Below are 25060 nucleotides of genomic sequence, written 5' to 3'. Positions count from 1 at the left end.
GACCGAACGTGCAACTCCAGCAGCGACGGGAAGCCACACCGTCGCGGGTGACACCTGGTCAGGTGATGGGCCGCGCCGAGCTGGCCGAGGCCGTCAACGCCTACATCTGGCGCCAGCACGGCCAGCGGCGCGAACTCGATGCCCACACCATCGCCCGCTACGAGCGCGGCACCGTCCGCTGGCCCAACGAGCTCTACCGCGAAGCGTTCCGCTCCATCCTGCAGGCCACCGATAGTGAACTGGGCTTCATCCCGAATCGAAGGCGCCGCGAAGCAGCGGCGCAGCCCGACAGCATGCTCGCGATAAACCTGTTCAGCCCATTCTCCCCCGACATCGGTCCAGCCGACCTTTCTGGCCAGTACTCCGACGACAAACCGATTGGCCGTATCGGCATGACCGAGGTCATCGACGTCCAAATAGCCACGCGCACAATTGCTTCGGCGGAGAACCTACGTGGCGGCGGCTCGATCAGCTTTGTCGCGGGCAGGCAACTTGGCCGCTTCGCGGGACTCCTCGATGCCAAGGCGTCGCCGAGCACCCGCAGGGCTCTGCTCGAAGCGATTGGCAACTTCGGCAGCGTCGCCGGATATGCAGCCTTCGACATCGGCGATCACACGGCGGCCGAGCGGAGGTTCCGGCTCGCACTATGGTGCGCCGACACCGCCGGATCCTGGGAGCTGCGTGCCAGCACGCTGGCCGATATGGCGCGCAAGATGGCATATATCGGTAACGCTGATGGCGCGTTGTCGCTCATCGAGCTGGCCCACGTGCGATCCGACCGGCTGTCCGCCACAACCCGCGCCATGCTCAGTGCCCTGCGCGCCCAATACTTGGCCGCCATGAAACGACCCGACGAAGCACTCTCCGAGGTCGCCCGCGCCGACGAATACTTTGCCCAGCGCAGCCCCGCCACCGACGCCCCCTGGCTGTGCTTCTACGACGAGGCCGAGCACCTCGGCAGCACCGGCAAAGCCCTGATCCCGATCGCACAAACTCGACACCGAATCGAATTGGCAGCGCCCAGGATTCAGCAGGCCATCGAGCTTCAGGCTGCGGAATACCCTCGGTCCCAAACGTTTTCGCTCACCCGACTGGCTACCTTGACCATGCAGCTCGGCGATCCGAAGGAAGCAGTCGCCCTTGGAATCCGTGCCGCCACACAGGCGGGCCAGCTCGATTCCCATCGCATCCACAACGAACTACAGCGATTGGCCGCTGCTTCCTCACCTCACCGGCGAATGAGCGACGTCGTCGAACTACGCGAAGTCATCACCCGCCGATCTGCGGCGAAAGCAGCACTATGACCGCCACGACGGCATCCAAGGAACTACTGGCGAAGGCCGCCCAACAAGCCGGGCTCGAGCTGCATCACCCGGAGGTGATCCGCGAAGGGTCCCACGCCATCTACCGGGTCAGTGACATCGTCGCGCGGATCGGAAGGCCCGGCAGCCTGAAGGATGCCGAGCGAGAGCTGCGCGTGTCACGATGGCTCAACAGTTCCGGCATCCCAACGGTGGAGGCGGTATCGGAACTGCTTCAACCGATCGTTGTCGACGACCGACCCGTCACCTGGTGGCACCTCATCCCGGACCATCGGCCAGCCACGCCTGCCGAGCTCGGAGCCATGCTCCGAGCACTCCATTCGCTGCCACCGCCGGCCGATCCCGACCTGCCGAGACACGACCCGCTCGGTGATCTTCCCGCCCGGTTGGCGACTGCGGGCACAGTGGACGACGGTGACCGAACATGGCTGCTGACACGCTACGACGAGCTTCGCAAGCAATATGACAAGCTGCCGGATCCCCTGCGCCTCGTGGTCATTCATGGCGATGCCTGGCAAGGCAACCTGGTCGTGCCCCCGTCAGGTCTTCCGACGGTGCTGGATCTCGACAAGGTGTCGCTTGGCCGACCGGAATGGGATCTCATTCAACTCGCCGTCGACTACACCGATTTCGCGCGAGTCCCCGACGCCGACTACCTGTCCTTTGTGAACGCCTATGGCGGCTACGACGTCACGACCCAGCCAGACTTCCGCGTATTCGCCGATATCCAGGAACTCAGATGGGTCGGGTTTGCTCTTGAACGAGCCTGTGGGAGCAGAACTGCTGCGAGGCAGGCGAATCATCGAATCGCTTGCCTCCGCGGAGCAGTGCCGCTGCCGTGGCAATGGGAAGCACTGTAACGGCGGCGGTCGACCAGAAGGCCCTCGTGTCCGTTTAGGCGGCGATCGCGGATTCCTTTCGCGCGTAGTCGGCGTACAAGAGGTCAAGCCAGGGGTAATTACACCGAATCTGGCTCAGAATCCAGCCCAGCAACCCGCTGAGCTGTCACACCAGTAGGTCTCCGGACTCACCTGGGGGATTCACAAACTTTCCGAGTGATCGCCGTCGGCGAGGCATACGAATCGAAGGCAGCAGCGCACAAGGGCATCGAATCGATCAAGACGAACGCACCGGGCGCCGAAGTGGTTGACCTGACCTGAACCATCCGCACCGCGCGGCGACCGGAATGCCACTACAGCGCGGGTGTTCGGGCAGACGACGGCCAGCTGCCCCCGGCTCCGCATCACCGCTTTCTCAACACGTTTTACACGCAACATGGTGACCGCCCACCTGGTGTTACGCCTCTGCCTGAGCCATTGTGAGCGGTGTCGATAAACCGATCGGTTCTCGACATCCCGCGGGTTTCATCCGTATGGGGTGATCCCTGCGCCTGGGAGGTGCTCATAGCCTGTGGTTGAGCGCCGCGTAGAGGTGGGAGCCACTGTGCGGGTCTGCCGTGCGCTGACCCATTCGACCGCCTCAGCCGACACAGCCTGGCATTCCGCGTGATCTGGCCGGGTTCGTGTCATGCATTGCTTACAGGCCCAGCACACGATTTGTTGGAGGGGCAATGACCAGAACCGATCCACAGAACTTCACTACCCTGCTCGACAGCATCGCCCAGCGCCGCAGCGGCGGCGATGGCGCAGTTTCGGCGCGGTCCTCCACTCACATCCCCGCCCCTGAGGTCAGGGCGGCCGGTATTCCGCAGGAGGTCAAAGACGCCCTCCAACCTGCCGAAACGGGCATGCTGGACCAGTTCAGGGACACCGTGTCCAACACGGATTCGGGCGTTCAGCGCGTCCGCGCCGGTGCCATGTCCGCCCAACAGTTTGAGGAACTGATCGACCAACTGGCGAACAGCGCCATCAACCAGTTCCAGCAGCGGCAGGACTCGACCAAGGAAAAACTCAAAGACCTCGGCCACCAGCACCCCGACTGGATGCAGACGATCCTCTCCGTATTCAACACGGTCACCGACCTCTTGATAGACGTGCTGGGCCGGAAAGTCGACTTCCTCCAATCGCTGCCCTCGAACTTCGACCAGCAGGCGAGTCGGGTGTTTCAAACCTTCGGCGACCTGGAGAATCGCCTCATAGACCGGTGGCGCCAAATCCTGGGGTGACCGCCGACGGCGGAACCTATGCCCGGCCTACCGCAGTAGCCGCGAGAACCCGGTAGCCGGAACAAGCATCGCAACACCCAAGACGGTCCCGGAGCACTCCGGGACCGTCGGGCGTACTGGAGCATGTGATGGGTATGACGTCCATCGCTGCGCACAGGTGTTGAGAATCGTTCCATTTACCCACACCCGCGCAACCCACGGCCGCCCCTTGCGAAGCACCAGGTCGAGCGATCCGCGGATGTGTCGAGAAAACCTGTCGAGAACGGTTGGCGTGTAACAAGTAATCCCACGGCTCACCAACTTCAGCTACAGCAAGCAGCTCGCCATGCTTGTGCCGGCCGATTCGGTGGAAACAGTTTTTCGCGAGGTGAATTCGATCCTCAAGGATGCGACGCCAGCATCGTGGGAGACGACGCTATGGCCCGGCACCCCTGAGGATGTTCGAGACCTATACGAGGCGATGGTCCGCACCGTGGGGACCGCCTCAGTTCTGCCAGGTGCGGTGAGTCCCGGGGCCGCTAAGGCGTTCATCGCCCTCGCCGAGAAGTGGGGGGCGAACTACAGCACGTTCATCGGGAACGCGATTCGGGGTTTGGAGATGCTGCCCGAGGGTGCGCGCGTCGAGTTGCTGACGAGCGACTAGTAACGCACGCCCAGCGAGTGGATCAGAACGTTTGTCGCGCTGTGCCTCGGCGAGGGCTCGGCCGATCTTGCTACCGCCACTCATACGTTGAGCCCATGCCGACAGCCCCGGCGCGACGCTGCCGAACGCAGTGCCTACCCTCAAACCAAGAGGCGCAACCGCAGTTTCACCGCGACTCCGCTCGATCGCCCGAATGGTTGCGCGCGCAACATCTTCGGGAGACCGCGTACCGGTCCAAGCTTCGTAGGTCTCGCCCATACCTGAAGATGGATCTCGTGACCAGCGATACCGACATCCGGTCACGCGCTGCCGTCGAGGACGATCTCAAGCCCTTTACCTCGGCTGCCTCGGCCGCCCTCGTGCTCGCCAACCGCTACGACGGCATCGACCTGCCCGGGAAGGACTGCGAACTGGTTGTGCTAGACGGGCTGCCAATCGGGAGTGACCTCCAGGAGCAGTTCCTGCACTACTCCGTCGGCGCGGTGACGGTGTTGCAGGAACGCGTCCGCGCGCGAATCATGCAGGGCTCGGGCCGCGCCACCCGCAACGCCCGGGATCGCGCCACAGTGGTAATCCTGCGCAACGATCTGATTTCGTACCTGGACAACTCTGAGGTGCACAGGGCGCTGCACCCCGAGGTGCAGGCCGAACTGGAATTCGGGCAACGCAACAGCATGGGTGAAGACACCACCTCGGCTGACCTGCTGGACCTGCTGGCGTTGTTTGAAGCGAACGGCCGAGAGTGGTCGGAAGCTGACCGCAGCATCGCCGAGGACCGCGACAAGCGCCAGGTCGTCATGCCACAGGGCACCGAGGCCCTGCAGAAGGCCGTTAAACATGAGGTGATTGCCTGGGAAGAGATTGGGAAGGGCAGTGGGAGCGGGCACTGTCCGCTATCTGCCAAGTGCTAGACCAACTCACCGGCACCGGCACCGCGAAGCGGTACGTCGCGCTTTGGAACTACCTCGGCTTCGTCATCGCACGCCGACTGGCTATGCAGACCGGTAGCACCACGTTCACCGACACCGCCCGCAACTACTACGAGGAAGCGCGAATCGCGGCTCGAGGGACCTCGTGGGCATCCACGATGACCACGCCGTCCGAACAGAGCATCGTCCCGCCGCCTCCCAGCTTGGATCCCCTCGACGAGATCGCGATGCAGACCGTGCTTGCCGACCGCCACGATCTCGCATCCCCACAACGGTTCCACACAGCGGTCACCACCGCACGGGCCGGCCTGGAGACCACCGACGACAACGATCCCTTCGAAGCCGCCCTGGTCACGCTCGGCAAGCTCGCTGGTGCCACGGAAAGCTACACCTACGACGACGGCGTGGAACAGGCCAAACCGGACGCGGTCTGGATCTTCGGCGACGTTCAGTGGGTCGTCTGGGAAGCCAAGAGCATGGCCACAGACAAAGGGTCGATCGGCCCAACGAACGTGCAACAAGCCGGTGGCCAGTTGCGGACTGTCGAGGCGGACCGGAAGACACCGGAACCGGGCGATACAGCGTGCCTGCTGGTCAGCCGCAAACCCAACGTCTTAGACAGCGCCCGCAACCTCGCAGAGGAGCACGTGTTCCTCGTGCGTCCTGATACAGCGCTGGACCTGTTCGACAAGATCGTCCGCGCTTGGCACAAACTCCGTAGTCGCGACCTGTCTGCGGTCGACACCGTCGGCGCGGCAGAGATCTTCCATTCTGAAGGTGCTCTGCCGACCCAGTGGCTCCCAGCCCTTCGCGAATTCCCGCTCCGGCGGCCTCAGCAGTAGCTCAGCTAGGCGCCTGTCCCATACCGCAAGCCCACCGCGCGCGAACTTCGGTCCACAGAGCGGTCCAGTCCAGGCCCCACGTCCCCGGCTGTTTCAGCCAGGGACGCGGGCCACTGATCCGCTCACGGTCTGTGAGGGTTCGTTTGGTTGGCGGCGAAGCCGTGGCATGGCAGGTTTCAGGCTCCGGTGTCTTTCGCGGCGCGGACCCGGTCTTCCCAGCGGGCCTGGCGGCGGTGCCGTAGTTCCGGGTCAGTGAGCTGACCACGTCTGGTGTTAGGGACAAATGCTGTCAAACGCAGCCCCGTCGACATCGGTGAACCGCAGTTGCGCGCCTGGGTGCGGTCCTTTCATTCGCGTGACCAGTCACATGCCGGTGGGCCAGCCCGACAACTGCGCCAGGGCGGTGTAGCCAGACAGATGCGCAGCCGCTCAGAACGAATAGCCCGCTTCAACTACTCACTGCCGCCCTGAGTGCATCCGGTCGTCTGCGTTCCCATATTCGATGCGCCCCGCCGAGGGCACGAGTCTGCCACGTTCAACCGTCGAGCCGGAAGCGACAAGCCGATGGGCCATACCCACAGGGAAACGGTTGCAACGTAAGGAAGTTTAGACCGGAATTCTTGGCGTATTCTTGGTCGCTGCCCGCAGACTAGAACAGGTCAGGCACGATGACCGTGCCTGACCTGTTGGTTATGCTCCCCCATCTGGACTCGAACCAGAAACCTGCCGATTAACAGTCGGCTGCTCTGCCAATTGAGCTATAGGGGATTGCCCTCGGCTCGTCCGATTGGTATCGGGCGGGCCGAGGAGAAACTTTAGCGTATGGCTGGGCGGGAGCCCAAATCGTGTCGCTACCTGCTGACTTGTCCTCGAGGGCGGGGGTGGCGCCACGGGGTGTCCGGATCGACAGGCGTGTGGGGCGTCGGGCAGGATGGGGGCGGCGAACTGGCAACTGGGAGGAGCACATCGAGATGCTGCGGTTGATCATCGGCGTGGCGGCCGGGTATGTACTCGGCAGCAAGGCCGGGCGGGCTCGCTACGAACAGATCAGCGCCGCGACCCGCGCGCTGACCGAGAGCCCGGTGACCCGCAAGCTCGTGCTCGTCGGCAGGCAGAAGCTGGCGGACAAGCTCAGCACCCGTCCCCGGCTGGAGCCGATGGAGCCGCTCGACGAGCGGACCACCGTCCTGGTGCCGCACGACCAACTCCGTCGCTGACCTGCGCCGACACCTGACGTACCCATCCCTCGCACCTGTCGGATCACGTGCGAGGGATCACGCGGAAACTGACGAGGGCGGCCGCTAGGCTCCGGTGGCGAAATCGCCGTGGTTGCCCATCGCCTGGGTGAGCAGGCTCTTGCGGTACTGCTCCAGGGCGACGAGGTCGCCGAAGAGGGCGAAGTAGGCGTCCGGTTGTTCGGTCGAGGAGACCCGCTGCAGCTTGGACTTGAGTTCGGCGATCTGCCTGCCGACCCAGGCCTCCTGGGTGCGGGCCAGCACACCGGCGACGAAGCGCGGGATGTCGGCTTCCGTCTTCACCGGCAGCGGCTCGTTGGCCAGCTCCGACAGCAGGGCGCGCACGGTCAGGTCCTCGGTGCGATCCGCGACGGCGTTGACCCACTCGGCGCCGCCGAGCCCGGCCGCCGTACCGCCCGCCTCGGCGATCAGGGTGCGAACCATCGCGTAGGCGGGATGGGTGAAGGCCTCGGACTCGAGGGCGTCGAAACCCGCTCCCGCCATCGCCGGGTACTGAAGAGCTGCGGCCAGCACCTGTCGTTGCGGCAGGAGCGTGGGATCGTTCGGCTTCGGCCGGGCCGCCGGATGTTCGGCGACCACTTCGCGCTTCGCGGCCGGACGCGCCACTCCAGCGCGGCCTCCGTCGTTGCGTGGCCGCTTGGCCTCCTCGCCGACGCGGCGCACCACGGTCTGGATGTCGTCCCAGCCGACCCAGCCGGCCAGTTTGGTGGCGTACGCCTTGCGCAGGGCGTTGTCCTTGATCTGCGCGACCACCGGCACCGCCCGACGCAGCGCCTCGACCTGCCCCTCCGCGGTGTCCAGGTTGTGGTCGGCCAGCAGGCCGCGGATCACGAACTCGTACAGCGGGGTCCGGCGGGCGACGAGGTCGCGCACGGCGGCGTCACCGGAGTGCTGCCGCAGCTCGCACGGGTCCTGCCCGTCCGGTGCGATCGCGATATAAGTCTGACCGGCCAATTTCTGGTCGCCCGAGAATGCTTTCAGAGCCGCCGCCTGGCCCGCAGCGTCGCCGTCGAAGGTGTAGATGATCTCGCCGCGCCAGAAGTTGTCGTCCATCATGAGGCGGCGCAACAAGGCGAGATGCTCGTCGCCGAAGGCGGTGCCGCACGAGGCGACGGCGGTTTTCACCCCGGCCAGGTGCATCGCCATGACGTCGGTGTAGCCCTCGACCACCACCGCCTGATGACCCTTGGCGATCTCACGCTTGGCGAGGTCGAGGCCGAACAGCACCTGAGACTTCTTGTACAGCAACGTTTCCGGAGTGTTGATGTACTTGCCGGGCATGGTGTCGTCATCGAAGAGCTTGCGGGCGCCGAACCCGATGACGTCGCCGGAGAGGTTCCGGATCGGCCACAGCAGACGCCGGTGGAAGCGGTCGATCGGGCCGCGCTGACCTTGCCGGGACAGCCCGGCCGCCTCCAGCTCCTTGAAGTCGAACCCCTTGCGGAGCAGGTGCTTGGTGAGCGCGTCCCACCCTGCCGGGGCGTAGCCGCAGCCGAAATGGTGCGCGGCCGCCGCGTCGAAGTTGCGATCGGTGAGATATTTGCGCGCGGCCTCGGCTTCCGGCTCGCGCAACTGGGCGACATAGAACTCGTGCGCGGCCGCGTTCGCCGCGACCAGCCGGGACCGCGTGCCGCGGTCGCGCTGCACCGAGGTGCCGCCGCCCTCGTAGTTGATCTGGTAACCGATCCGGTCGGCCAGCTGCTCGACCGACTCGACGAACCCGACGTGCTCGATCTTCTGCATGAAGGCGAACACGTCGCCGCCCTCACCGCAGCCGAAGCAGTGGAACAGGCCGTGGTTGGGCCGCACGTGGAACGAGGGTGACTTCTCGTCGTGGAACGGGCACAGGCCCTTCATGGAGTCCGCTCCGGCGCGCTTGAGCGCGACGTACTCCCCCACCACGTCTTCGATCCGGACGCGTTCGCGTATTGCCGCGATATCACGATCTGGAAGTCGTCCGGCCACGGCTGAGAGTCTAGGCGAACGCGGGGCCGACGCGCCCGGGCGGCTCGGCCCAGCGGGTCAGGTCCTTCAGGATCGATCGAGTTCCGCGCGGACCGCCGCGACCGTTTCGACCAGCCGAGCCTGGTGCGTGCCCTGCCAGTAGATCCGACCGCAATCGCGGCACTGCCGGAACGTGTCGTAATAGCGCCGGGTGAGCGGTTCCAGCCGGTCTTCGACCTCGGCTTTGGCGACCTCGACGACGACACCGCCACAGCGCAGGCAGCGGGTGAACGGCGCCAGGCACGCGAGGAGATCGAGCCGCCGGATCAGCTCGAGGACCTGGTCGAACGGCTGCTCGGATCGGATGTAGACGCCGTGCGTGACGTTGCGGCGTTTCAACAGCCCGCGGTCCCGGGTGAGCAGGATCCGGTGCTCGGCCGCCGAGACCTCGGCGAGTTCGGCGTCCTCGGCGTCCCACCGGCAGAGCACGTCCAGGCCCAGCAGTCGCATCAGCTTGGCGAGGCCGCCGAGATTCACATCCGCGAGGAAACGTGGCGTACGCAACGGGTGCGGGCGAACCCTGGTCACGCGGCTGATGTCGAGGGTCTCGAACACGGGATACGCCGTGATCCGCCCGTCGGGGCGCGGGCGATGGTCGAAATCGACCGATTGTCCGTCGACCAGGACCAGGTCGACCTCGGTGTGTGGAATGCCAGCGGCCTCGATGACGTCCTTCACCGTCTGGTGCGGCCGCGACGGCCGCCGCAGCGCGGTGTACCGCTCGCCCGGCCGCAGGAAGTCGTTCAGCTCGGCGTAGACCCTCAGCTCGACGCTCATTCGACGAACAACGCCATCGAGGCGGTGAATCCGTGCAACGCGTTGCGGCCCGCGATCGGCCCGATCTCGCCCGCGGCGAAGAAACCCGCGAGGGGGATGCCGTCGAGCAGATCCTCGATCGTCGTGGCATCGTGATCGGCGACCCCGAACATCCGGCGGCCGCGTCCGTTGCAGGTGAACAGCAACGCGCCGGCCGGACGTCCGGGAATTTCCGTCCGCGCCCGCTCCAGGGCCGCTCGCAGGTCCTGGTCCGCCCCGATCGCGTCGCGGACCTGGAATTGCACGGTCGTGCCGACCTCCACGACCTCGCCGACCTCGATCGCGCCACTGGACGGATCGGCGCCGAGCAGGCCACGGACCAGGAAGTCGCCTTGCCCCGGCTCGACCAGATGCTCGTCGACCACGAATCCGATCTGCAAGCCGCGCGCGAGCTGTTCCTGCTGATCGGGTGGCAGCACGGCGACGATCTCCCGCAAACGCTCGATCGGCGGCTGACCGCCGAGCCCGGTGATCACCGTGCCGTCCGCGCCGGTGACCGTGTAGGGGTAGCCGATCGGCCGGCAACCCTGCGACACGATCGGCACGCCGTGCAGTCCCGGGAGCCGCACGCCGACCGCGCCGGATGTCACCACGGTGTGGTCACGGAACAGCCGGCTGCCTTCCGGCCCCCGGCCGCCGCTCACCAACCCGCCCATGACGACGGTGCCGGGCAGGTCCGTGTTCACGTACTCCAGCAGCAGGTCGGCCGGGAACGAGTACGGGTCGGGCAGTAGCAGGTGGAAGTCGCGCGCGGCTTTGTCGAAGCGATAACCGGCCAGCAGCCCGCCACTGGCCGTGCGGAGGAAGTCCAATTGGAAGGTCTCGGCGGCGGGCAGTCCGGAGGCCAGCCACACCGCCACCGCGGGCTCGTCCTCGATCTCGCGGCGGCCCGCTACGACCGCCTGCGCCACGCATCCGATCAGGGCGGGTACCCGGACCGTCCGATGGACGCCGTACAGCACTTCCACGGCGTCGTCGGTGTGCGCGCGGGATGCGAGGAGGACAGCGAGCGACGGCGCGTCGTCCGCGAGTTGATCGCGGGCGAGCGCTGCGGCCTCCCTGCCCGCCTGCCGCGCATCGGACGCGGTGGAGAGCCCTACTCCGATCCGCACCCTTCCATGGTAGCCAACCTGGGCGGATGGGGATGTTGTTGCGGCACAGCAGATTTCATCATCGATGACGGAGTTTGCCCGCACTGTGGAGTGTTCTGGCGCGGTGCCACTCGCTCAGGGAGGCCGTCGGCGTAACTGTCTGGTGCACGTCTGGAGCTTGCCGCCTCGGCGGTGCAACATAGATTCGCGATTGTTGCGATCCGATTGCTGTTCGACAAATGTGAGCCGCCCGCTATCTTCCCAACCCCGAGAGGTCGGGCGGATCTGAGTCACAATAGCGCCACCACAGTCTGCTTTCGGCCACGCGAGATCAGAATGTCGGCGCAGGCCAGTGCACCGCGGCAAGAGCTGGATGAGGACTAGCGGGAGACATCGTGAGTCAGCCGTCGCGGATCGACACCGGCGAACTTCGCGCGATGGTCTCGACACTGGAGCGCCTCATCGCCGAGGCATCCCGGACAGTCGGCGAGTTGAAGGCAACCATCGCATCCGCCGAGACGCTCATCGGCGACCACCACGACGATTCCCCGGTTCCGGTGCGAGCCGATGCCCCGCTCGCCCAGGCCCCCGCGGCTGCACCGCCGGGCGCGTCGGAACGCAAGGCGCTGCCCACCCCATGGTCTCGCAGAGCCCCGGCGACGCCTTGGTCGCAGCGTGTCGTCAGGCCGTGCCCGACGGTGCCGAGCATCCCGATTCGAGTTTCCGCGGCGCGCGCGGTGGATTTACCGGCCGCAGAACTGTCAGTACCCTCACGGCAACAAACGGCGCCTCGTTACGCGGAATCCGACTTCCCGCGAGACCGGGGCAGCTTGGTCGACGACTCCGTGCCGGTCGAGCGAACCGTTTTCACCGGCGATTCCCAACCCACCCCCCGAGTCTTTCTCCCCGCGGACTCGGCACCGATCCGGAAGACCGATTACAGAGACCAGTCGGCGGTCATTCCGCCCACCGCGTCCACATCCATCGGGCGGTCCGGGCTCATCGACGACTCGACCCCTTTCCAGCGCACCGATGCCGTAGGACTCGGCCCACGCATGCGCGACGCCCCGACGACCGACATCACCGACTTTGCTCCCGCAGGGCAGACCGCCGCCGCGCCCCACCGCGAATCGGTCCCGAAGACGACCGAGGCCGACGGTTTCACACCTCGCCGACATATCGACTCTGCCGACGAATCCAGCCCGATCCAGCGGACCGGCCCCGCAGCGCGCACCGCGGCCGTCCAGGCGCCCGATGTCCCGGCGGTCCGCCGGACTGACATCACAGACCATCCGGCCGGGCAGCCGACCGACACCACGCCGGACTCTGCACTCGTCCGGCAGTCCGGCATCGCTGACAACTTCTCGACGAGTCCGAAAGGCCACGCGGAACGTCCTGCGGTAAGCCAGTCGGCCGACTCCCGGCCCATCCCCCAGCCGAACTCGACTGACGACAGCGACCTCAGCCGACGGCCTGAAGCCACAGGCCCGCCCACGCCGATCGACCTCAACCACCCCGGACCCATTCAGCAGGACACCGCTGACGACGCCGCGCCAGCACCGCAGATCGAGACCGAACCGGACTCGGCAGCCGTCCCACGAATCGACACCCCGCACCGCACCGAAGACCTCCACCCGATCGGCATCGCGGAGGACGCGGCCTCGACACGCCCACCCGACCCCGGTCCTTCCCTCGACACCGCCGCCGAACCGGTGGTCATCGAGCGAACCGACCCCGCGAGCCGCCCAGCACGCGCCATCGCGGACGAGGCCCCACCGCGAGGCGACAACGAGCGTCGCCCCGAACTGATTTCGCCGATCGACCTCGCGAACTGCCTGGCATCGGCTCAGCGAACAGTTTCCCGATCCACCGAGTCCGCCACCCCTTGGGGCCTGGCACCCCGCCGGCAGCCCGACAGCACCCATGACTCCGCACCCATCCGGCAGGTCGAGGCCGGACACGGCATCGCAGCCGACGGGAGGACCGACGCCGGCGCCGCCCTCCAGGAGACCGACCCCGTCCGCCCCTCCGCAGTGAGGGACTTCCCGCCCACCCAGCCGGGCGATTTCGCCGACGGCTTCGTACTCAGCCGACGGACCGAAGCCACGAGCCCGCTCGCGCCTCTGGAACACACCGCGAGCGCCAACCATCCCGGAGGCATCGAGGAGACGGGGGTCGGCGTCCCCTCAGCCTCGATCGACACCGCCACCGGCTCAGCCGCCTCTCCACGGATCGACGTGTCGCACGACAGCGATGCCATCCCGCCGATCGGTAGTTCGAAAGGTGCCCCCGCGGCCCGCCGGAACGATTCCGGACCTCACCGACGGACCGGCAGCACAAGCAACTTCGTGTCCACCCCGCGAACCGACCCCGCCTCCCTCGAGCAGAGCAAGACTCCAGTCCACCGGGAACCGGTACAGCGGACCGCTGACCCAGCAGCCCGTGCATCAGATCGGCCGGCCACCGCCCCCGCGCCGCAACGCGACCGCACCCCCGACTCCGCACCCGAGCAACGGAATGCCCCGGCACCCAGCGAGCAGACAACCACCAGGCACCGCCCTCCACCACCGCGAACCGACACCACCGAGGCCTCCGAGGCCTCCGAGGCGAGCCGGATCGCCCAGGAGATGGCGGAGCGGCACGACTTGGAAATCGTCGGGTTCGATGCCGGGAACGTCGACAGCCAAGCGGTCCGTGAGATTGTTTCCGCCATCGATGATCTGCTGGCGAAATACCCGATTCCGTTGCGGGGGATCGAACTCACCGACGATCCGGAATCGCGTCCGAGGCCGAACCCCACAACGATGACGCAGGGACCGGCTGAGGTTTGGATAGTCCTGGATAAAGCCGCCCCGCATCCGCCGGGCGGGGCGGCTCCACAGCAAACGCGAAGAGTCTTTCGGAGGCGCGGGCCTGTCGAGCGACCGATGTATACGACGGTCGTCCGCGAATTCGCGAGGGCATTGGACGTCGCGGGTGGTTTTCGAGCTCGTCAGGAAGCGTTGCGTACGTTGATCAACGAGTCCCTGCTCCGTGGCGGCAGTGGCGCCGGTCTGCTGGACCCCGGCCGGGCTCTGGTGGAGGGCTTCACCGAGGTGGTCCTGCGTGGGGATCGCGCGGGGGCGTCGGCGAAGGAACTACACGCGGCACTGGTGAAAATGGCGCGCGCGGATTCCACCGATGTGCCGGAGCACGCCGACCCGACGGAGTCCACCGATCTGCCGGAGGCCACCGACCTGACGGCGTGACCGCGCTGCCGCCGCACGCCTTCGGGTTCAGGCGTCCAGGTGGGCGGCGACTTGCTCCAGGCGGCTTTCGGTGTAGGAGGCGATCTGGTCCACGACGACGCGCACGCGGGCCGCATCGTCGGGCGCGGCATTCCAGAACGGCAGCAATTGCGGATCGAGGCTGTGCGGGGCGGTGGCCAGCAACCGATCGGCCACGGCGAGGATGCGTTCACGCTGGGCCGCCTGCCGCAAACGGTGCGCCGGGTCGGACATCACGTAGCGCAACGCGACGGTCTTCAACAGCGCCACCTCGGCGGCGACGATGCGCGGCACCTCCAGGTCGGCGGCGTAGCGGGACAACGGTTCCGGACCGGCCACCTCTTTCGTCGCCATGATCGCGGCGGTGGCGAAGCGACCGACGAGCTCGCTGGTGAGGCGCTTGAGCGCGACCGAGGCGGTGAACGTGCCGTCGTAGCCGGACGCCGCCGCGACCACCGGGAGTTCCGAGAGTCGTTGTGCGGCGGCGATCAGTTCGTCGGCCGCCAGCGAGTGCTGGAACTGGCCGAGCGCCGCGAGCGCGTCCTGTTCGCCGGGATCGGCCAGCGCGCGCAGGTCGATCCGGCCCGCGATGACGCCGTCCTCGACGTCGTGCACCGAGTAGGCCACGTCGTCGGACCAGTCCATGATCTGGCATTCGAGGCTGCGGCGCCGGTCCGGCGCGCCCTTGCGAATCCACTCCAGGCGCTCGGCGTCGACCTCGTAGGCGCCGAACTTGGTACCGGGACCGGTTCGGCCCCACGGGTATTTGATCGCCGCGTCGAGCGCGGCGCGGGTGAGGTTGAGGCCCGCGCTGGTGGCGTCGGGCTCGAGCACTTTGGGTTCGAGGCGGGTGAGGATGCGTAGGTTCTGCGCGTTGCCTTCGAACCCGCCATAGGCGTCGGCGAAGGTGTCGAGGGCCTTCTCACCGTTGTGGCCGTAGGGCGGGTGGCCGATGTCGTGGGCCAGACCGGCCAGATCGACCAGGTCCGGATCGCAGCCGAGGCCGTCGGCGATGCTACGGCCGATCTGGGCGACTTCGATGGAATGGGTGAGGCGGGTTCGCGGCGTATCCCCGTCGCGCGGGCCCATGACCTGTGTTTTGTCGGCGAGCCTGCGCAGGGCCGCGGAGTGCAGCACGCGGGCGCGGTCGCGGGCGAACTCGGTGCGGTGGCCGGTCTCGAACTCGCTGCGCGGCGGGCCGAGGCCCGCGGTCTTGGCGCCCTCGACGACGAGGCGTTCGGTGTCGTGGTCGGTGTACCGAGCGCTCATCCGGGTGTCACTGTCCCGCCGTGTAGGCGAAGTCCGCCGAGAAATGGGTGAGCTGGTACCACAGCAGGGCGCCGGTCTCCCGGGCGATGCCGTGCGCCTGGGATTCGCGGGTGTAGACGGCGGGGCCGGTTCTGGTCGGGGCGGTCCACGCCGCCAGCCCTTCGTCCCGGGCCATGGTGCGGGTGCGCAGCGAGTGCCACGGATCGCTGACCAGCACCGCCGAGGACATGTCCCGCGCCCGCATCGCCGTCGCCACCGCCTCGACACTGCGCAAGGTGTCCGAACCGGTTTCTACCGCGAGGATCTTGTCACTCGGCACGCCACGCGCCTGCAGATAGTTCTTGCCCGAGGCGGCTTCGGTGAACAGATCACCCTCCTGTTTGCCGCCCACGGTGATGACACGCGGCGCGACACCGGCCCGGAACAGTCTGTACGCCCGGTCGAGTCGCGCTTCGAACACCGAGGACGGGGTCCCGGAGTACTGCGCCGCGCCGAGCACCACGATCGCGTCGGCCTTCGTGTAGTCATCGATGCGCGCAACCTGCCACACGCGCAACGCCGTCCCTCCGACCAGCACCGCCCCCATCACCACCGAGCCGATGACCAGTCGACGCGCCCAGCGCAGCAACCCCGCCCCGAAGCCGTGCGGCCGGGCTGGGTCGGGAGCCGGGAGAGCTCGGGTGCGCATCGTTGGCAAATCCACTCCCCAAGTCTGCCAGGAGCCGCGCAACCCCTGGACCGGCAACCGTCAGAGCCGAATTCTCGCACTCGGTCGCCGTGCGAGGACGACGGTTCACCAGCCGCGCGCACGCCAGTCCGGGAGGTGGGGGCGTTCGGTGCCGAGGGTGGTGTCGTCGCCGTGACCGGGGTAGACGACGGTGTCGTCGGAGTAGCGGTCGAAGAGTTTGGCCGAGACGTCGGTGAAGAGAGTGGTGAAGTCCTCCGGCGAGGTGGTGCGCCCGACGCCGCCGGGAAACAGCGAGTCCCCGGTGAACAGGTGGGTGCGTCCCGCCCCGTCGGTGAGCGCGAGGGTGATCGAACCCGGTGTGTGACCCCGCAGGTGGATGACCTCGAAGACCAAGTCGCCGACCGTGACGGTGTCGCCCTCTGCGAGCAACCGGTCGGGGCGGACCGGGAGCGGGTCGGCGTCGAGCGGATGGGCCGCGGTGGGAGCACCGGTGGCGGCGGTGGTCTCCCGCAGCGCCATCCAGTGGTCGCGGTGCTGATGCGTGGTGACGATCAGCTGGACTTGCCCGGGCGCCTCCTGCTCGAGGAGCGCCGCGATGCGCGGCGCCTCGTTGGCGGCGTCGATGAGCAAAGCGGCCCCGGTGCCGGTGCACTGCACCAGGTAGCAGTTGTTGTCCATGCCGCCGACGGACATCTTGACGATGCGTGCGCCGGGGACCTCGCGCTGCTGCGGGTTCGAATCCGGGGACACGTGGCCGCTGTAGGAGCGATCGATGGTGATCACGAGACGATGCTAGCGAGCTAGATTCGTGCCATGTCACTGCCGCCGCGGATCCGCCTCGCTCGCTCGCTCGCGATCAGCGTCCTGCTGGCCGCGATCGCCCTGCTGGTCGCTCCGATGGTCGCGGCGGAACCTCCGCCGCGGATGAACACCTACGTGGAGGACTCGGCCGGCGCGCTCGACGAGCGTCAGCGCGATCGGGTGCGCAGTGCGGTGGACCAGCTCTACGCCGACCAGCAGATCCGGCTGTGGGTGGTGTACGTGCGCGGCTTCGACGGGCTCGCCCCGCAGGAGTGGGCCCGGCGCACCGCCACGCTGTCCGGGTTCGGCGAACGGGACCTGCTGCTCGCGGTCGCCACGCAGGACCGCGCGTACTGGTTGGAGGGCGCGCTGCCCAGCGGCGTCCGCGAAGCCGAACTCGACGGCATCCTGATCAGCGAGGTCGAGCCCGCCCTGCGCGACGGCCGTTGGGCCGACGCCGCAGTGGCGACGGCAGACGGACTGAACGCGGCGATGCGCGGTGGCGGGGTGAGCCTGCGCGCTCTGCTCGTCCTCGGCCTGCTGGTCGTTCTGGTGGCGGGCGGCCTCGTCTGGTACGCGCGCAAACGGCGCCGCGACCGGTTCGAGGCCGAGCTGGCGGCGGCGCGGCAACTGGATCCGGAGAATTCCGCGGCGCTGTCGGCGTTGCCGGTGGAGGCGCTGCACGCCCGTTCGCGCGAGGCGCTGGTGGAGATCGACAACGCGATCCGCACCAGCGGCGAGGAACTCGACCTCGCCACGGGCGAGTTCGGCGCCACCGCCACCACTGTCTTCCGCACCGCCCTCGACAACGCGAAGGCCGCTGCCGCCGAGGCGTTCGCGATCCGGCAACGCCTCGACGACGCCTTCCAGGAGACGCCGGAGGAACAGCGGTCGCTGCTGGTCCACCTGATCGGCACGGTGGGGCGCGCCGACCGGGACCTCGACGCGCGGGTCGCCGAATTCGACGCCATGCGCGATCTGCTGCTCGACGCCTCGGCTCGGCTGGAGGTGCTCACCAGGGACGTCGTCGACGTCATCGCACGGATCCCCGCTTCGGAGGCCGAGTTCGATCGGCTCGCCGCCATCCATCCGGCCGGTGTCCTCGCGCCGATCGAGGACAACGTCCGGATGGCCCGTGAGCGAATCGCCTTCGCGGAGCAGAACATCGATGCGGGGCACAACGCACTCGCCCAGCCGGTCGGCAAGCAGGGCGCGGCGGTCGCCGCCATTCGTTCCGCCGAAGCCGCGATCGGTCAGGCCCGCGCCTTGCTCGACGCGGTCGACAACGCGTCGAGCGCCATCCAGCAAGCCCGCGACGGTCTTCCCGGTGTGCTGGAGGAGTTGCGCCGCGACATCGATGCCGCCGACGAGCTCTCCGGCTACGGCGGGCCGGATCTGGCGGAGGCTCGCACCGCGGCGCAGTCGGCGCTGACGAAGGCGACGTCCGCGGGAGGCGCCGACCCGCTGGGCGCCTTCCACGACGCGGTCACCGCCGACGCCGAGCTGGACCGCGCCCTCGCCGCCGCCACCGACCGCAAACTCGCCGCCGAGGACCTGCGCCGCAGGCTCGACCGGACGCTCACCGACGCGCACACCCGGATCGGTGCGGCCGCCGACTACGTCACCACACGTCGCGGCGGCGTCGACGCCGAAGCGCGCACCCGGCTCTCCGAAGCGCAGCGCAACCTCGACGAGGCGCAGCGGCTGAGCGCGGGCGATCCGGTCGAGGCACTGCGGCGCGCGGGGACGGCGGCGGAGCTGGCGGGGCGAGCGCTGCACGCGGCTCAGGCGAGCGTGCGGGCATGGGAGGCGCAGCAGGTTCCCTCCGGCGGCGTCCACACCGGGGCTGTGCTCGGCGGGATCCTGCTCGAAGGACTGCTCCGCGGGGCGGCGGGCGGCGCTCGGCATTCCGGGGGCGGGTGGAGCCCCGGCTCGTTCGGCGGTTCCTCCGGCTCGCGGCGGATCGGTCGCGGCGGACGATTCTGACGCGGCTTGACCCGGACACCGTGTGAGGTCGTAGACCAGGACTCGTCATGTTGAGTATCGGAGATTTCGCCAGGCACGGACAGGTGTCGGTGCGCATGCTGCGCCACTACGACGCGATCGGGCTGTTGCGGCCGGACCGGGTCGACCCCACGAGCGGTTACCGCTATTACGACGCGGGACAACTGGCACGGCTCAATCGCATCGTCGCGCTGAAGGATCTCGGCTTCACCTTGGAACAGGTGCGCCGGATCCTGGACGAGCGGGTGGGCGGCGCCGAACTGCGCGGCATGCTCATGCTCCGCCGCGCCGAGCTCGAGCAGCGCATCACCAGCGACCGCGCCCGCCTGACCCAGGTCGAGACGAGACTCCGCATCATCGAGAAGGAGGGCTGCATGCCTGCCCACGATGTGGTGATCAAATCCGTTCCCGCCGTTCGAGTAGCCGAATTGACCGGTGTGGCAGCCGATTTCGAACCCGGGTCGGTCGGACCGGTGATCGGTCCGCTGTTCGAGGAACTGTGCGAGCGGCTGGAGCGTGCCCAGGTCGCACCCGTCGGTTCCGGCATCGCCTACTACGAAGAACGCGCCGACGGCACGATGCTCGCCCACGCGGCGATGCCGGTCGACCTCGATCCGGACGGCGAGCACGATTTCGCGGTGGTGGACCTGCCCGCCATCGACCAGGCCGCGACCGTGGTGCATCGCGGCAGCATGGACCTGGTCCTGGAACCCTGGCAGGCGCTCGGACGCTGGATCGACGAGAACGGCTATCGCATCACCGGTCCGAGCCGCGAGGTGCATTTGGTCTACACCGAGGACGTCGCGGGCTGGGTCACCGAGTTGCAGGAGCCCATTCAGCCGAAATAGGTACGCGTCGTGGCGGCCGTAACGCTCGGCCGCCACGATGCCTCTGCGTGCCCGCCTGGATCAGCCCGCGCAGACCGCCGCGAGAGCGGTCAGCTCGGCCCGCACTGCCGCGAGCAGGCCTTCGGCGTGCGCGCCGCCACCGAGCACGCCGACGGTCAGCTCACCGGCGAAGGTGTAGACGAGATAGGTGACCGCCGCCGACGCGCCCGCGGAGGGACGGGGATGCGCGGAGAGGTAGACGATCTCGTAGTCGGTCAACTCGAGACCAGCCGGGAGGCGGAACGCAGGAACGACGCCGGTGTTGGTCACCGCGATATGTCCGGCGAGCGAGTGCCGCCTGGTCACGCCGTAGAAGTCAGGGAAATGCAGTACCGATTGCCGCACGACGCCCTCGGCGAGATCGTGCGCCAGCCGGGCCGAAATGCGTTGTGCGAGTTCGAGGAAGTCGGCCGCCGGATCCACCTCCGCGGCGAAGGAGGCCATGCCCGCCATGTTGGTGCCCGCCGCGGCGGCGACCGGCGGCGTCAACCGGCTGCGCAGGTCCACGGGATACAAGCAGCCCAGCGGCGTCGCGCCTCCGGTGGTCTCGCGCGCGTGGGCGCGCAGCAGTGCGGCGGTGAGCAGGCCGTTCACCGTCACGCCCGTCTTGCGCCCGAGGTCGATGATGCGCGCGGTGGCGGCGCGATCCAGCTGCACACGCAGCGGGCGCGCCAGCGTGCTCGGCGCGGGCTGCGCACCGTCGGATGGCGCGTCCCTCGCTTCCGGCGGGAGCGGCTTGGTCACGTCCTCGAAGCCGGAGACCGCTGCCCGGGAGATGCCGCGCGCCGCGACATGCCACTCCAAGGATTGCGGAATCTCATGTGGGGCAACGCTCGTCCGCCCGCCTTCGACTATGCCGGTGTAGAAGTCCCACAGTCGCGACAGCAGTTCGACACAGTGCCCGGCATCGGCGACGCTGTGGTGAGCGAACAGCGTGACACGCCATTCCTCCGCGCTCGCCCTCGCCACTTCCAGATAGGCCAACTGGACCGCGGGATCCGCGGCGGGGATGCCGACTGCCGCCACGTCACCCTCCCGCACGGACACCGGAGCCCATGCCCGCTGGTCTGCGGCGAGCAGATATCCCTGTCCCGCAACACCTTCCATGATGCGGCAGCCGATCACCGGATACGCGCGCCGCAGCGTCGCGAATGCCTCGCGCAGCGCTGTCACGTCGAGCGCTCCCCGTACCGACACCGACCGGCCCGTGTAGGTTCCATGCCGCACGAACCGCTGCTCCGACGGCGCCAATACCCGAATCAGCGCGTCCTCATCCCACAACACCTCGCAAGGGTGCGGCACCGCGGACACAGGTGCAAACCGACCGGGCGGGCGGATGAGGAAGACTGCCGGTATGAGTCTCGCGGCAGAGTTGGAGAAGATCGGCCTGGCTTCGGTGGAGGAGCAGCTGGCCCATCCCACCGTGGTGGGCATCGCCGAGGGCACCTTGCCCGAATCGGTTTTCCGGTCCTGGTTGGAGCAGGACTATCTGTTCCTGCTCGACTACGTCCGAGTGTTCGCCCGCCTCGCCTGGCAGGCGCCTGCAGCCCATCTCGGCGACTTGGTCGATCTCGCGCACGCCACCTACCACGACGAACTGTCGCTGCATCGTTCGCTGGCCGCCGAATTCGGCGCCGATCTCGACGGCGCCGTCAAAGGCGCGCCGTGCGCGGCGTACACGGCGTTTCTTCTGGACTCCGCCGCGTCCTACGGCGAGGGCCTCGCCGCCCTCTACCCGTGCATGTGGGGGTACTCCACGCTCGGCGCGCGGCTGGCGCTGCGCCCGCCCGCCGAACCGCGCTACCGCCGCTGGGTCGACACCTACGCCGATCCGGGATTCGCCGCCCTCGCCCGTCGATGCGCCCAGATGATCGATGAATCCGGCGCCGACCCGGTGCGCGCGAAGGAGCTGTTCGGCGAAGGGCTGCGACACGAACTCGCGTTCTGGGACGTGCCCAGCTGATTCATCGAAGGCGAGACCGAATTACATTGCCACCGCAGATCACCCGGCGCGACCACCCGGGTGACTTAGGCTGACCCCGTGAGCAAGGACCACGTGCGGGCATCCGACGCCGATCGCGAGAAGATCGTCGACCAACTGCGGCATGCGATGAACCAGGGCAGGCTGACGCTGCCCGAATTCGACGAACGGCTGCAACAGGTGTATTCCGCCAAGACCTATGGGGAACTCACGCCATTACTGTCCGACCTTCCCGCACAACGGGAATCGCGACCGGCGCGCGGCACCGGCATTCCCCAGTGGATCATCATCATGTGGACGCCGTGGGCGTTCGTCAACGCGCTGTGCGTGGCGATCTACCTGGCCACCGGCGCGGGCTACTTCTGGCCGTTCTGGGTCGCGGTGCCGTGGGGTCTGGCGCTGCTCATTCCGACCACGATCGGCATCGTCACCCGCGGGAAGAGCCGCTGAACGACAGCGCTCCGCGGCCGATCACGACCACGGAGCGCCGCACCGGGATCAGGCGCCGATCAGGTGCTGGGCGAGATAGCCCTCGACCTTGTCCAGCGCGATGCGCTCCTGGGTCATGCTGTCGCGCTCACGAATGGTCACCGCTTGGTCGTCGAGCGTCTCGAAGTCGACGGTGATGCAGAACGGCGTGCCGATCTCGTCCTGGCGGCGGTAGCGGCGGCCGATGGCGCCCGCGTCGTCGAACTCGACGTTCCAGTTCTTGCGCAGCTGCGCGGCCAGGTCTTTGGCCTTGGGCGTGAGATCGGCGTTGCGCGAGAGCGGAAGCACCGCCGCCTTCACGGGCGCGAGGCGGCGATCCAGGCGCAGCACGGTCCGGGTGTCCACGCCGCCCTTGGCGTTGGGCGCCTCGTCCTCGGCGTAGGCGTCGACCAGGAAGGCCATCAGGGAGCGGGTGAGGCCCGCCGCAGGCTCGATGACGTACGGAATGTAGCGCTCGTTGGTGGTCTGGTCGAAGAAGCTCAGCTCGGTGCCGGAGTGCTCGGAGTGCGTCTTCAGGTCGAAGTCGGTGCGGTTGGCGACGCCCTCCAGCTCACCCCACTCGTTGCCCTGGAAGCCGAAGCGGTACTCGATGTCGGTGGTGCCCGCCGAGTAGTGCGAGAGCTTGTCCTTCGGGTGCTCGAACAGCCGCAGGTTCTCCGCGGCGATGCCGAGATCGGTGTACCAGGAGAACCGCGTCTCGATCCAGTACTTGTGCCACTCCACGTCCTCGCCCGGCTTGACGAAGTACTCCATCTCCATCTGCTCGAACTCGCGGGTGCGGAAGATGAAGTTGCCCGGGGTGATCTCGTTGCGGAAGCTCTTGCCGATCTGCGCGATGCCGAACGGCGGCTTCTTGCGCGCGGTGGTCATCACGTTGGCGAAGTTCACGAAGATGCCCTGAGCGGTCTCCGGGCGCAGGTAGTGCAGGCCCTCCTCGGACTCGATCGGGCCGAGGTAGGTCTTGAGCATCATGTTGAAATCGCGCGGCTCGGTCCAGCGGCCGACGGTGCCACAGTTCGGGCACGCGATGAGCTCCATCGAGACCGTGTCCGGATCATCGATCTTGTTCTTCAGCGCGTACGCCTCCTGCAGGTGGTCCTGCCGGAAGCGGTGATGGCAGTTCAGGCACTCGACCAGCGGGTCGTTGAACACGCCCACGTGGCCGGAGGCGACCCACACCTGACGGGGCAGGATCACCGAGGAGTCGAGACCGACGACGTCCTCGCGGCTGGTGACCATCGCGCGCCACCACTGCTTCTTGATGTTCTCCTTGAGCTCGACACCCAGCGGACCGTAATCCCACGCCGACTTGGTGCCTCCGTAGATCTCACCGCACGGGTACACCAGACCCCGGCGCTTGGCGAGGTTGGCAACGGTGTCCACCTTCGACTTGGGTGCCACGCGAGAATTCTCCATCCACTGCGAGTCGGATCAGTTGAGTTGAATGTATTCACGTGAATAGATCACATTCAACGGGTCGGCTATAGCCTATAGACCCTGCCCGACCAGATTTCGACCGCACATCCAACCCCTCGACAGCCGATCTTCCGGCGCGCCCGTTTGACATGCATACCTGTGCATATGCAAACTGGTAATGCTTTCCATTAAGGAGTTGGTGACATGACCGCCGAGACCGCCGCGGCACCGCCGCACAACCCGTACCGGTCGCCCGGCCCGGCGCCCGTTCCCTCACGCACCGTACTGGAGGACGCGGGCGAGTTGTTGCGGGCGCTGGCAGCGCCGGTTCGGATTGCCATCGTGCTGCAGTTGCGCGAGTCGCCGCGCTGTGTGCACGAATTGGTCGACGCGCTCGGGGTCACGCAACCACTGGTCAGTCAGCATCTGCGTATCCTCAAGGCCGCCGGTGTCGTGCACGGTGAGCGTTCGGGTCGCGAGGTGCTCTACGAACTCGTCGACGACCACCTGGCGCACATCGTCGTCGACGCCGTCGCGCACGCCGAGGAAGGGTGATTCGTGCCAGACAACACGGCCGCTCCACAGAAACCGGTCGGTATCCGCAGCACCAGGCAGCGCAGCGCCATCGCCGCGCTGCTCGGTGACATCGAAGAGTTCCGCTCCGCGCAGGACCTACACGACGAGCTGCGCAAACGCGGCGAGGGCATCGGCCTGACCACGGTCTACCGGACCCTGCAGTCGCTGGCCGACGCGGGCATGGTCGACGTGCTGCGCACCGACTCCGGCGAGTCGGTCTACCGCCAGTGCTCCACCGGCCACCATCACCACCTGGTGTGCAGGCATTGCGGCCGCACCGTCGAAGTGGAGGGCCCGACGGTGGAGGCCTGGGCCGAAGCGATCGCCGGCGAGCACGGCTTCACGGAGATCAGCCACACGCTCGAGGTGTTCGGCACCTGTAAGTCCTGCGGGACGGCACGCCGACGCAACGGGTGACCGACCACCGCTGCGACGCGGCCGCACGACGCGCGCGTCGGCCGCGTTCCACGCTTCGAGCCGCAGGTCGCAGCGATCCGCCCGGCTCGTTCCTGCGCATGCGGGAGTGCGACTCGATCCGATCCCCCCTGATGTGACGATCGGGCCTGCCCGCTGTCGCCACACGCGAAAGTGACCCGGCACCCCGACGGCCGGGTCACTCGAACACTCACTTTCCGCACCGCTCAGCACCGGCAGA

Annotated in this window: 24 protein-coding genes, 1 tRNA gene and 1 pseudogene; 15 read left to right on the top strand and 11 right to left on the bottom strand. The window is 67.6% G+C overall.

Annotation, left to right across the window (positions count from 1 at the left end; translation table 11 throughout):
• Positions 1–8 precede the first annotated feature (8 nt).
• The 7 genes from GVY39_RS25905 (at position 9) to GVY39_RS25875 (ending at position 5861) form a co-directional block, all read left to right on the top strand.
• Positions 9–1304 (top strand): XRE family transcriptional regulator, encoded by a 1296-nt coding sequence (locus GVY39_RS25905; protein ID WP_240679473.1) that lies wholly within the window; start codon positions 9–11, stop codon positions 1302–1304.
• Positions 1301–2182: a phosphotransferase enzyme family protein gene (locus GVY39_RS25900; RefSeq protein WP_159929006.1), complete on the top strand. Its 882-nt coding sequence runs from the start codon at positions 1301–1303 to the stop codon at positions 2180–2182. The genes GVY39_RS25905 and GVY39_RS25900 overlap by 4 nt, the downstream gene beginning before the upstream one ends.
• A 195-nt stretch (positions 2183–2377) precedes the next feature.
• Positions 2378–2482 (top strand): YegP family protein, encoded by a 105-nt coding sequence (locus GVY39_RS25895; protein ID WP_223517562.1) that lies wholly within the window; start codon positions 2378–2380, stop codon positions 2480–2482.
• Positions 2483–2892: 410 nt separating this feature from the next.
• Complete coding sequence (locus GVY39_RS25890) at positions 2893–3447, top strand: hypothetical protein (RefSeq protein WP_159929008.1); 555 nt, start codon at positions 2893–2895, stop codon at positions 3445–3447.
• A gap of 325 nt (positions 3448–3772) precedes the next feature.
• Entirely contained in the window at positions 3773–4090 is a 318-nt protein-coding gene (locus tag GVY39_RS25885) for a hypothetical protein (protein ID WP_159929010.1), read from the top strand.
• Between the two features lie 275 nt (positions 4091–4365).
• A complete protein-coding gene (locus GVY39_RS25880) occupies positions 4366–5001 on the top strand; it encodes a hypothetical protein (protein ID WP_159929012.1) in 636 nt (211 codons plus the stop codon).
• Between the two features lie 176 nt (positions 5002–5177).
• Positions 5178–5861 carry a hypothetical protein gene (locus GVY39_RS25875; protein ID WP_159929014.1) on the top strand — a complete coding sequence of 228 codons (684 nt, stop codon included), beginning with the start codon at positions 5178–5180 and terminating at the stop codon, positions 5859–5861.
• A gap of 179 nt (positions 5862–6040) precedes the next feature.
• On the opposite strand, the pseudogene GVY39_RS25870 reads toward GVY39_RS25875, so the two are convergent.
• Both GVY39_RS25870 and GVY39_RS25865 read right to left on the bottom strand, forming a co-directional pair.
• Positions 6041–6266: pseudogene (locus GVY39_RS25870) on the bottom strand (IS1380 family transposase); the annotation flags it as partial.
• 290 nt (positions 6267–6556) lie between these two features.
• Positions 6557–6629: transfer RNA gene (locus GVY39_RS25865), tRNA-Asn, on the bottom strand.
• Positions 6630–6832: 203 nt separating this feature from the next.
• Here GVY39_RS25865 and GVY39_RS25860 point away from each other — a divergent pair.
• Positions 6833–7078, top strand: a complete 246-nt coding sequence (locus GVY39_RS25860; protein ID WP_043688781.1) for a hypothetical protein — start codon at positions 6833–6835, stop codon at positions 7076–7078.
• Positions 7079–7162: 84 nt separating this feature from the next.
• On the opposite strand, the gene dnaG is transcribed toward GVY39_RS25860, so the two are convergent.
• The 4 genes from dnaG to GVY39_RS35070 form a co-directional block, all read right to left on the bottom strand.
• Positions 7163–9082 carry a DNA primase gene (dnaG, locus tag GVY39_RS25855; RefSeq protein WP_159929016.1) on the bottom strand — a complete coding sequence of 640 codons (1920 nt, stop codon included), beginning with the start codon at positions 9080–9082 and terminating at the stop codon, positions 7163–7165.
• A gap of 66 nt (positions 9083–9148) precedes the next feature.
• A complete protein-coding gene (locus GVY39_RS25850) occupies positions 9149–9898 on the bottom strand; it encodes a Mut7-C RNAse domain-containing protein (RefSeq protein WP_159929018.1) in 750 nt (249 codons plus the stop codon).
• Positions 9895–11049, bottom strand: coding sequence for an FIST N-terminal domain-containing protein (locus tag GVY39_RS25845; RefSeq protein ID WP_159929020.1), 1155 nt, complete (start codon positions 11047–11049; stop codon positions 9895–9897). Before GVY39_RS25845 ends, GVY39_RS25850 begins: the two co-directional genes overlap by 4 nt.
• A 379-nt stretch (positions 11050–11428) precedes the next feature.
• Complete coding sequence (locus GVY39_RS35070) at positions 11429–11554, bottom strand: hypothetical protein (RefSeq protein ID WP_255466274.1); 126 nt, start codon at positions 11552–11554, stop codon at positions 11429–11431.
• Positions 11555–12083: 529 nt separating this feature from the next.
• Here GVY39_RS35070 and GVY39_RS25840 point away from each other — a divergent pair.
• On the top strand, positions 12084–14276 hold the full coding sequence (locus tag GVY39_RS25840; RefSeq protein ID WP_159929022.1) for a hypothetical protein: 2193 nt from the start codon (positions 12084–12086) through the stop codon (positions 14274–14276).
• Between the two features lie 27 nt (positions 14277–14303).
• On the opposite strand, the gene GVY39_RS25835 is transcribed toward GVY39_RS25840, so the two are convergent.
• The 3 genes from GVY39_RS25835 to GVY39_RS25825 form a co-directional block, all read right to left on the bottom strand.
• On the bottom strand, positions 14304–15563 hold the full coding sequence (locus GVY39_RS25835) for a deoxyguanosinetriphosphate triphosphohydrolase (protein ID WP_159929024.1): 1260 nt from the start codon (positions 15561–15563) through the stop codon (positions 14304–14306).
• Positions 15564–15570: 7 nt separating this feature from the next.
• The gene (locus GVY39_RS25830) at positions 15571–16251 is read right to left on the bottom strand and encodes a YdcF family protein (RefSeq protein ID WP_159929141.1); all 681 of its coding nucleotides are present in this window, start codon (positions 16249–16251) and stop codon (positions 15571–15573) included.
• 105 nt (positions 16252–16356) lie between these two features.
• On the bottom strand, positions 16357–17034 hold the full coding sequence (locus GVY39_RS25825) for an MBL fold metallo-hydrolase (RefSeq protein ID WP_236565678.1): 678 nt from the start codon (positions 17032–17034) through the stop codon (positions 16357–16359).
• A 30-nt stretch (positions 17035–17064) separates the two neighbouring features.
• Here GVY39_RS25825 and GVY39_RS25820 point away from each other — a divergent pair, with 30 nt between their 5' ends.
• Together GVY39_RS25820 and GVY39_RS25815 are read left to right on the top strand one after the other, a co-directional pair.
• Positions 17065–19038 carry a TPM domain-containing protein gene (locus tag GVY39_RS25820; protein WP_159929026.1) on the top strand — a complete coding sequence of 658 codons (1974 nt, stop codon included), beginning with the start codon at positions 17065–17067 and terminating at the stop codon, positions 19036–19038.
• A gap of 47 nt (positions 19039–19085) precedes the next feature.
• On the top strand, positions 19086–19904 hold the full coding sequence (locus GVY39_RS25815; protein ID WP_159929028.1) for a MerR family transcriptional regulator: 819 nt from the start codon (positions 19086–19088) through the stop codon (positions 19902–19904).
• Positions 19905–19964: 60 nt separating this feature from the next.
• On the opposite strand, the gene GVY39_RS25810 is transcribed toward GVY39_RS25815, so the two are convergent.
• The gene (locus GVY39_RS25810) at positions 19965–21227 is read right to left on the bottom strand and encodes an acyltransferase (RefSeq protein WP_236565679.1); all 1263 of its coding nucleotides are present in this window, start codon (positions 21225–21227) and stop codon (positions 19965–19967) included.
• 70 nt (positions 21228–21297) lie between these two features.
• Here GVY39_RS25810 and GVY39_RS25805 point away from each other — a divergent pair, with 70 nt between their 5' ends.
• A complete protein-coding gene (locus GVY39_RS25805) occupies positions 21298–21906 on the top strand; it encodes a TenA family protein (RefSeq protein WP_159929032.1) in 609 nt (202 codons plus the stop codon).
• Between the two features lie 78 nt (positions 21907–21984).
• Positions 21985–22374, top strand: coding sequence for a DUF1707 domain-containing protein (locus GVY39_RS25800; protein WP_159929034.1), 390 nt, complete (start codon positions 21985–21987; stop codon positions 22372–22374).
• A gap of 48 nt (positions 22375–22422) precedes the next feature.
• Here the strand turns inward: GVY39_RS25800 and GVY39_RS25795 are convergent, their stop codons facing one another.
• A complete protein-coding gene (locus tag GVY39_RS25795) occupies positions 22423–23814 on the bottom strand; it encodes a glycine--tRNA ligase (RefSeq protein ID WP_159929036.1) in 1392 nt (463 codons plus the stop codon).
• 219 nt (positions 23815–24033) lie between these two features.
• On the opposite strand from GVY39_RS25795, the gene GVY39_RS25790 reads away from it, so the two are divergent.
• Together GVY39_RS25790 and GVY39_RS25785 are read left to right on the top strand one after the other, a co-directional pair.
• Positions 24034–24384, top strand: a complete 351-nt coding sequence (locus GVY39_RS25790; protein WP_159929038.1) for a helix-turn-helix transcriptional regulator — start codon at positions 24034–24036, stop codon at positions 24382–24384.
• Positions 24385–24387: 3 nt separating this feature from the next.
• Entirely contained in the window at positions 24388–24822 is a 435-nt protein-coding gene (locus tag GVY39_RS25785) for a Fur family transcriptional regulator (RefSeq protein WP_159929040.1), read from the top strand.
• Positions 24823–25060 lie beyond the last annotated feature (238 nt).

This window comes from Nocardia sp. CY15 (assembly GCF_009829295.1).
Taxonomy (GTDB): Bacteria; Actinomycetota; Actinomycetes; order Mycobacteriales; family Mycobacteriaceae; genus Nocardia; species Nocardia sputi.
This window is presented reverse-complemented; position numbering and strand designations above follow the sequence as displayed.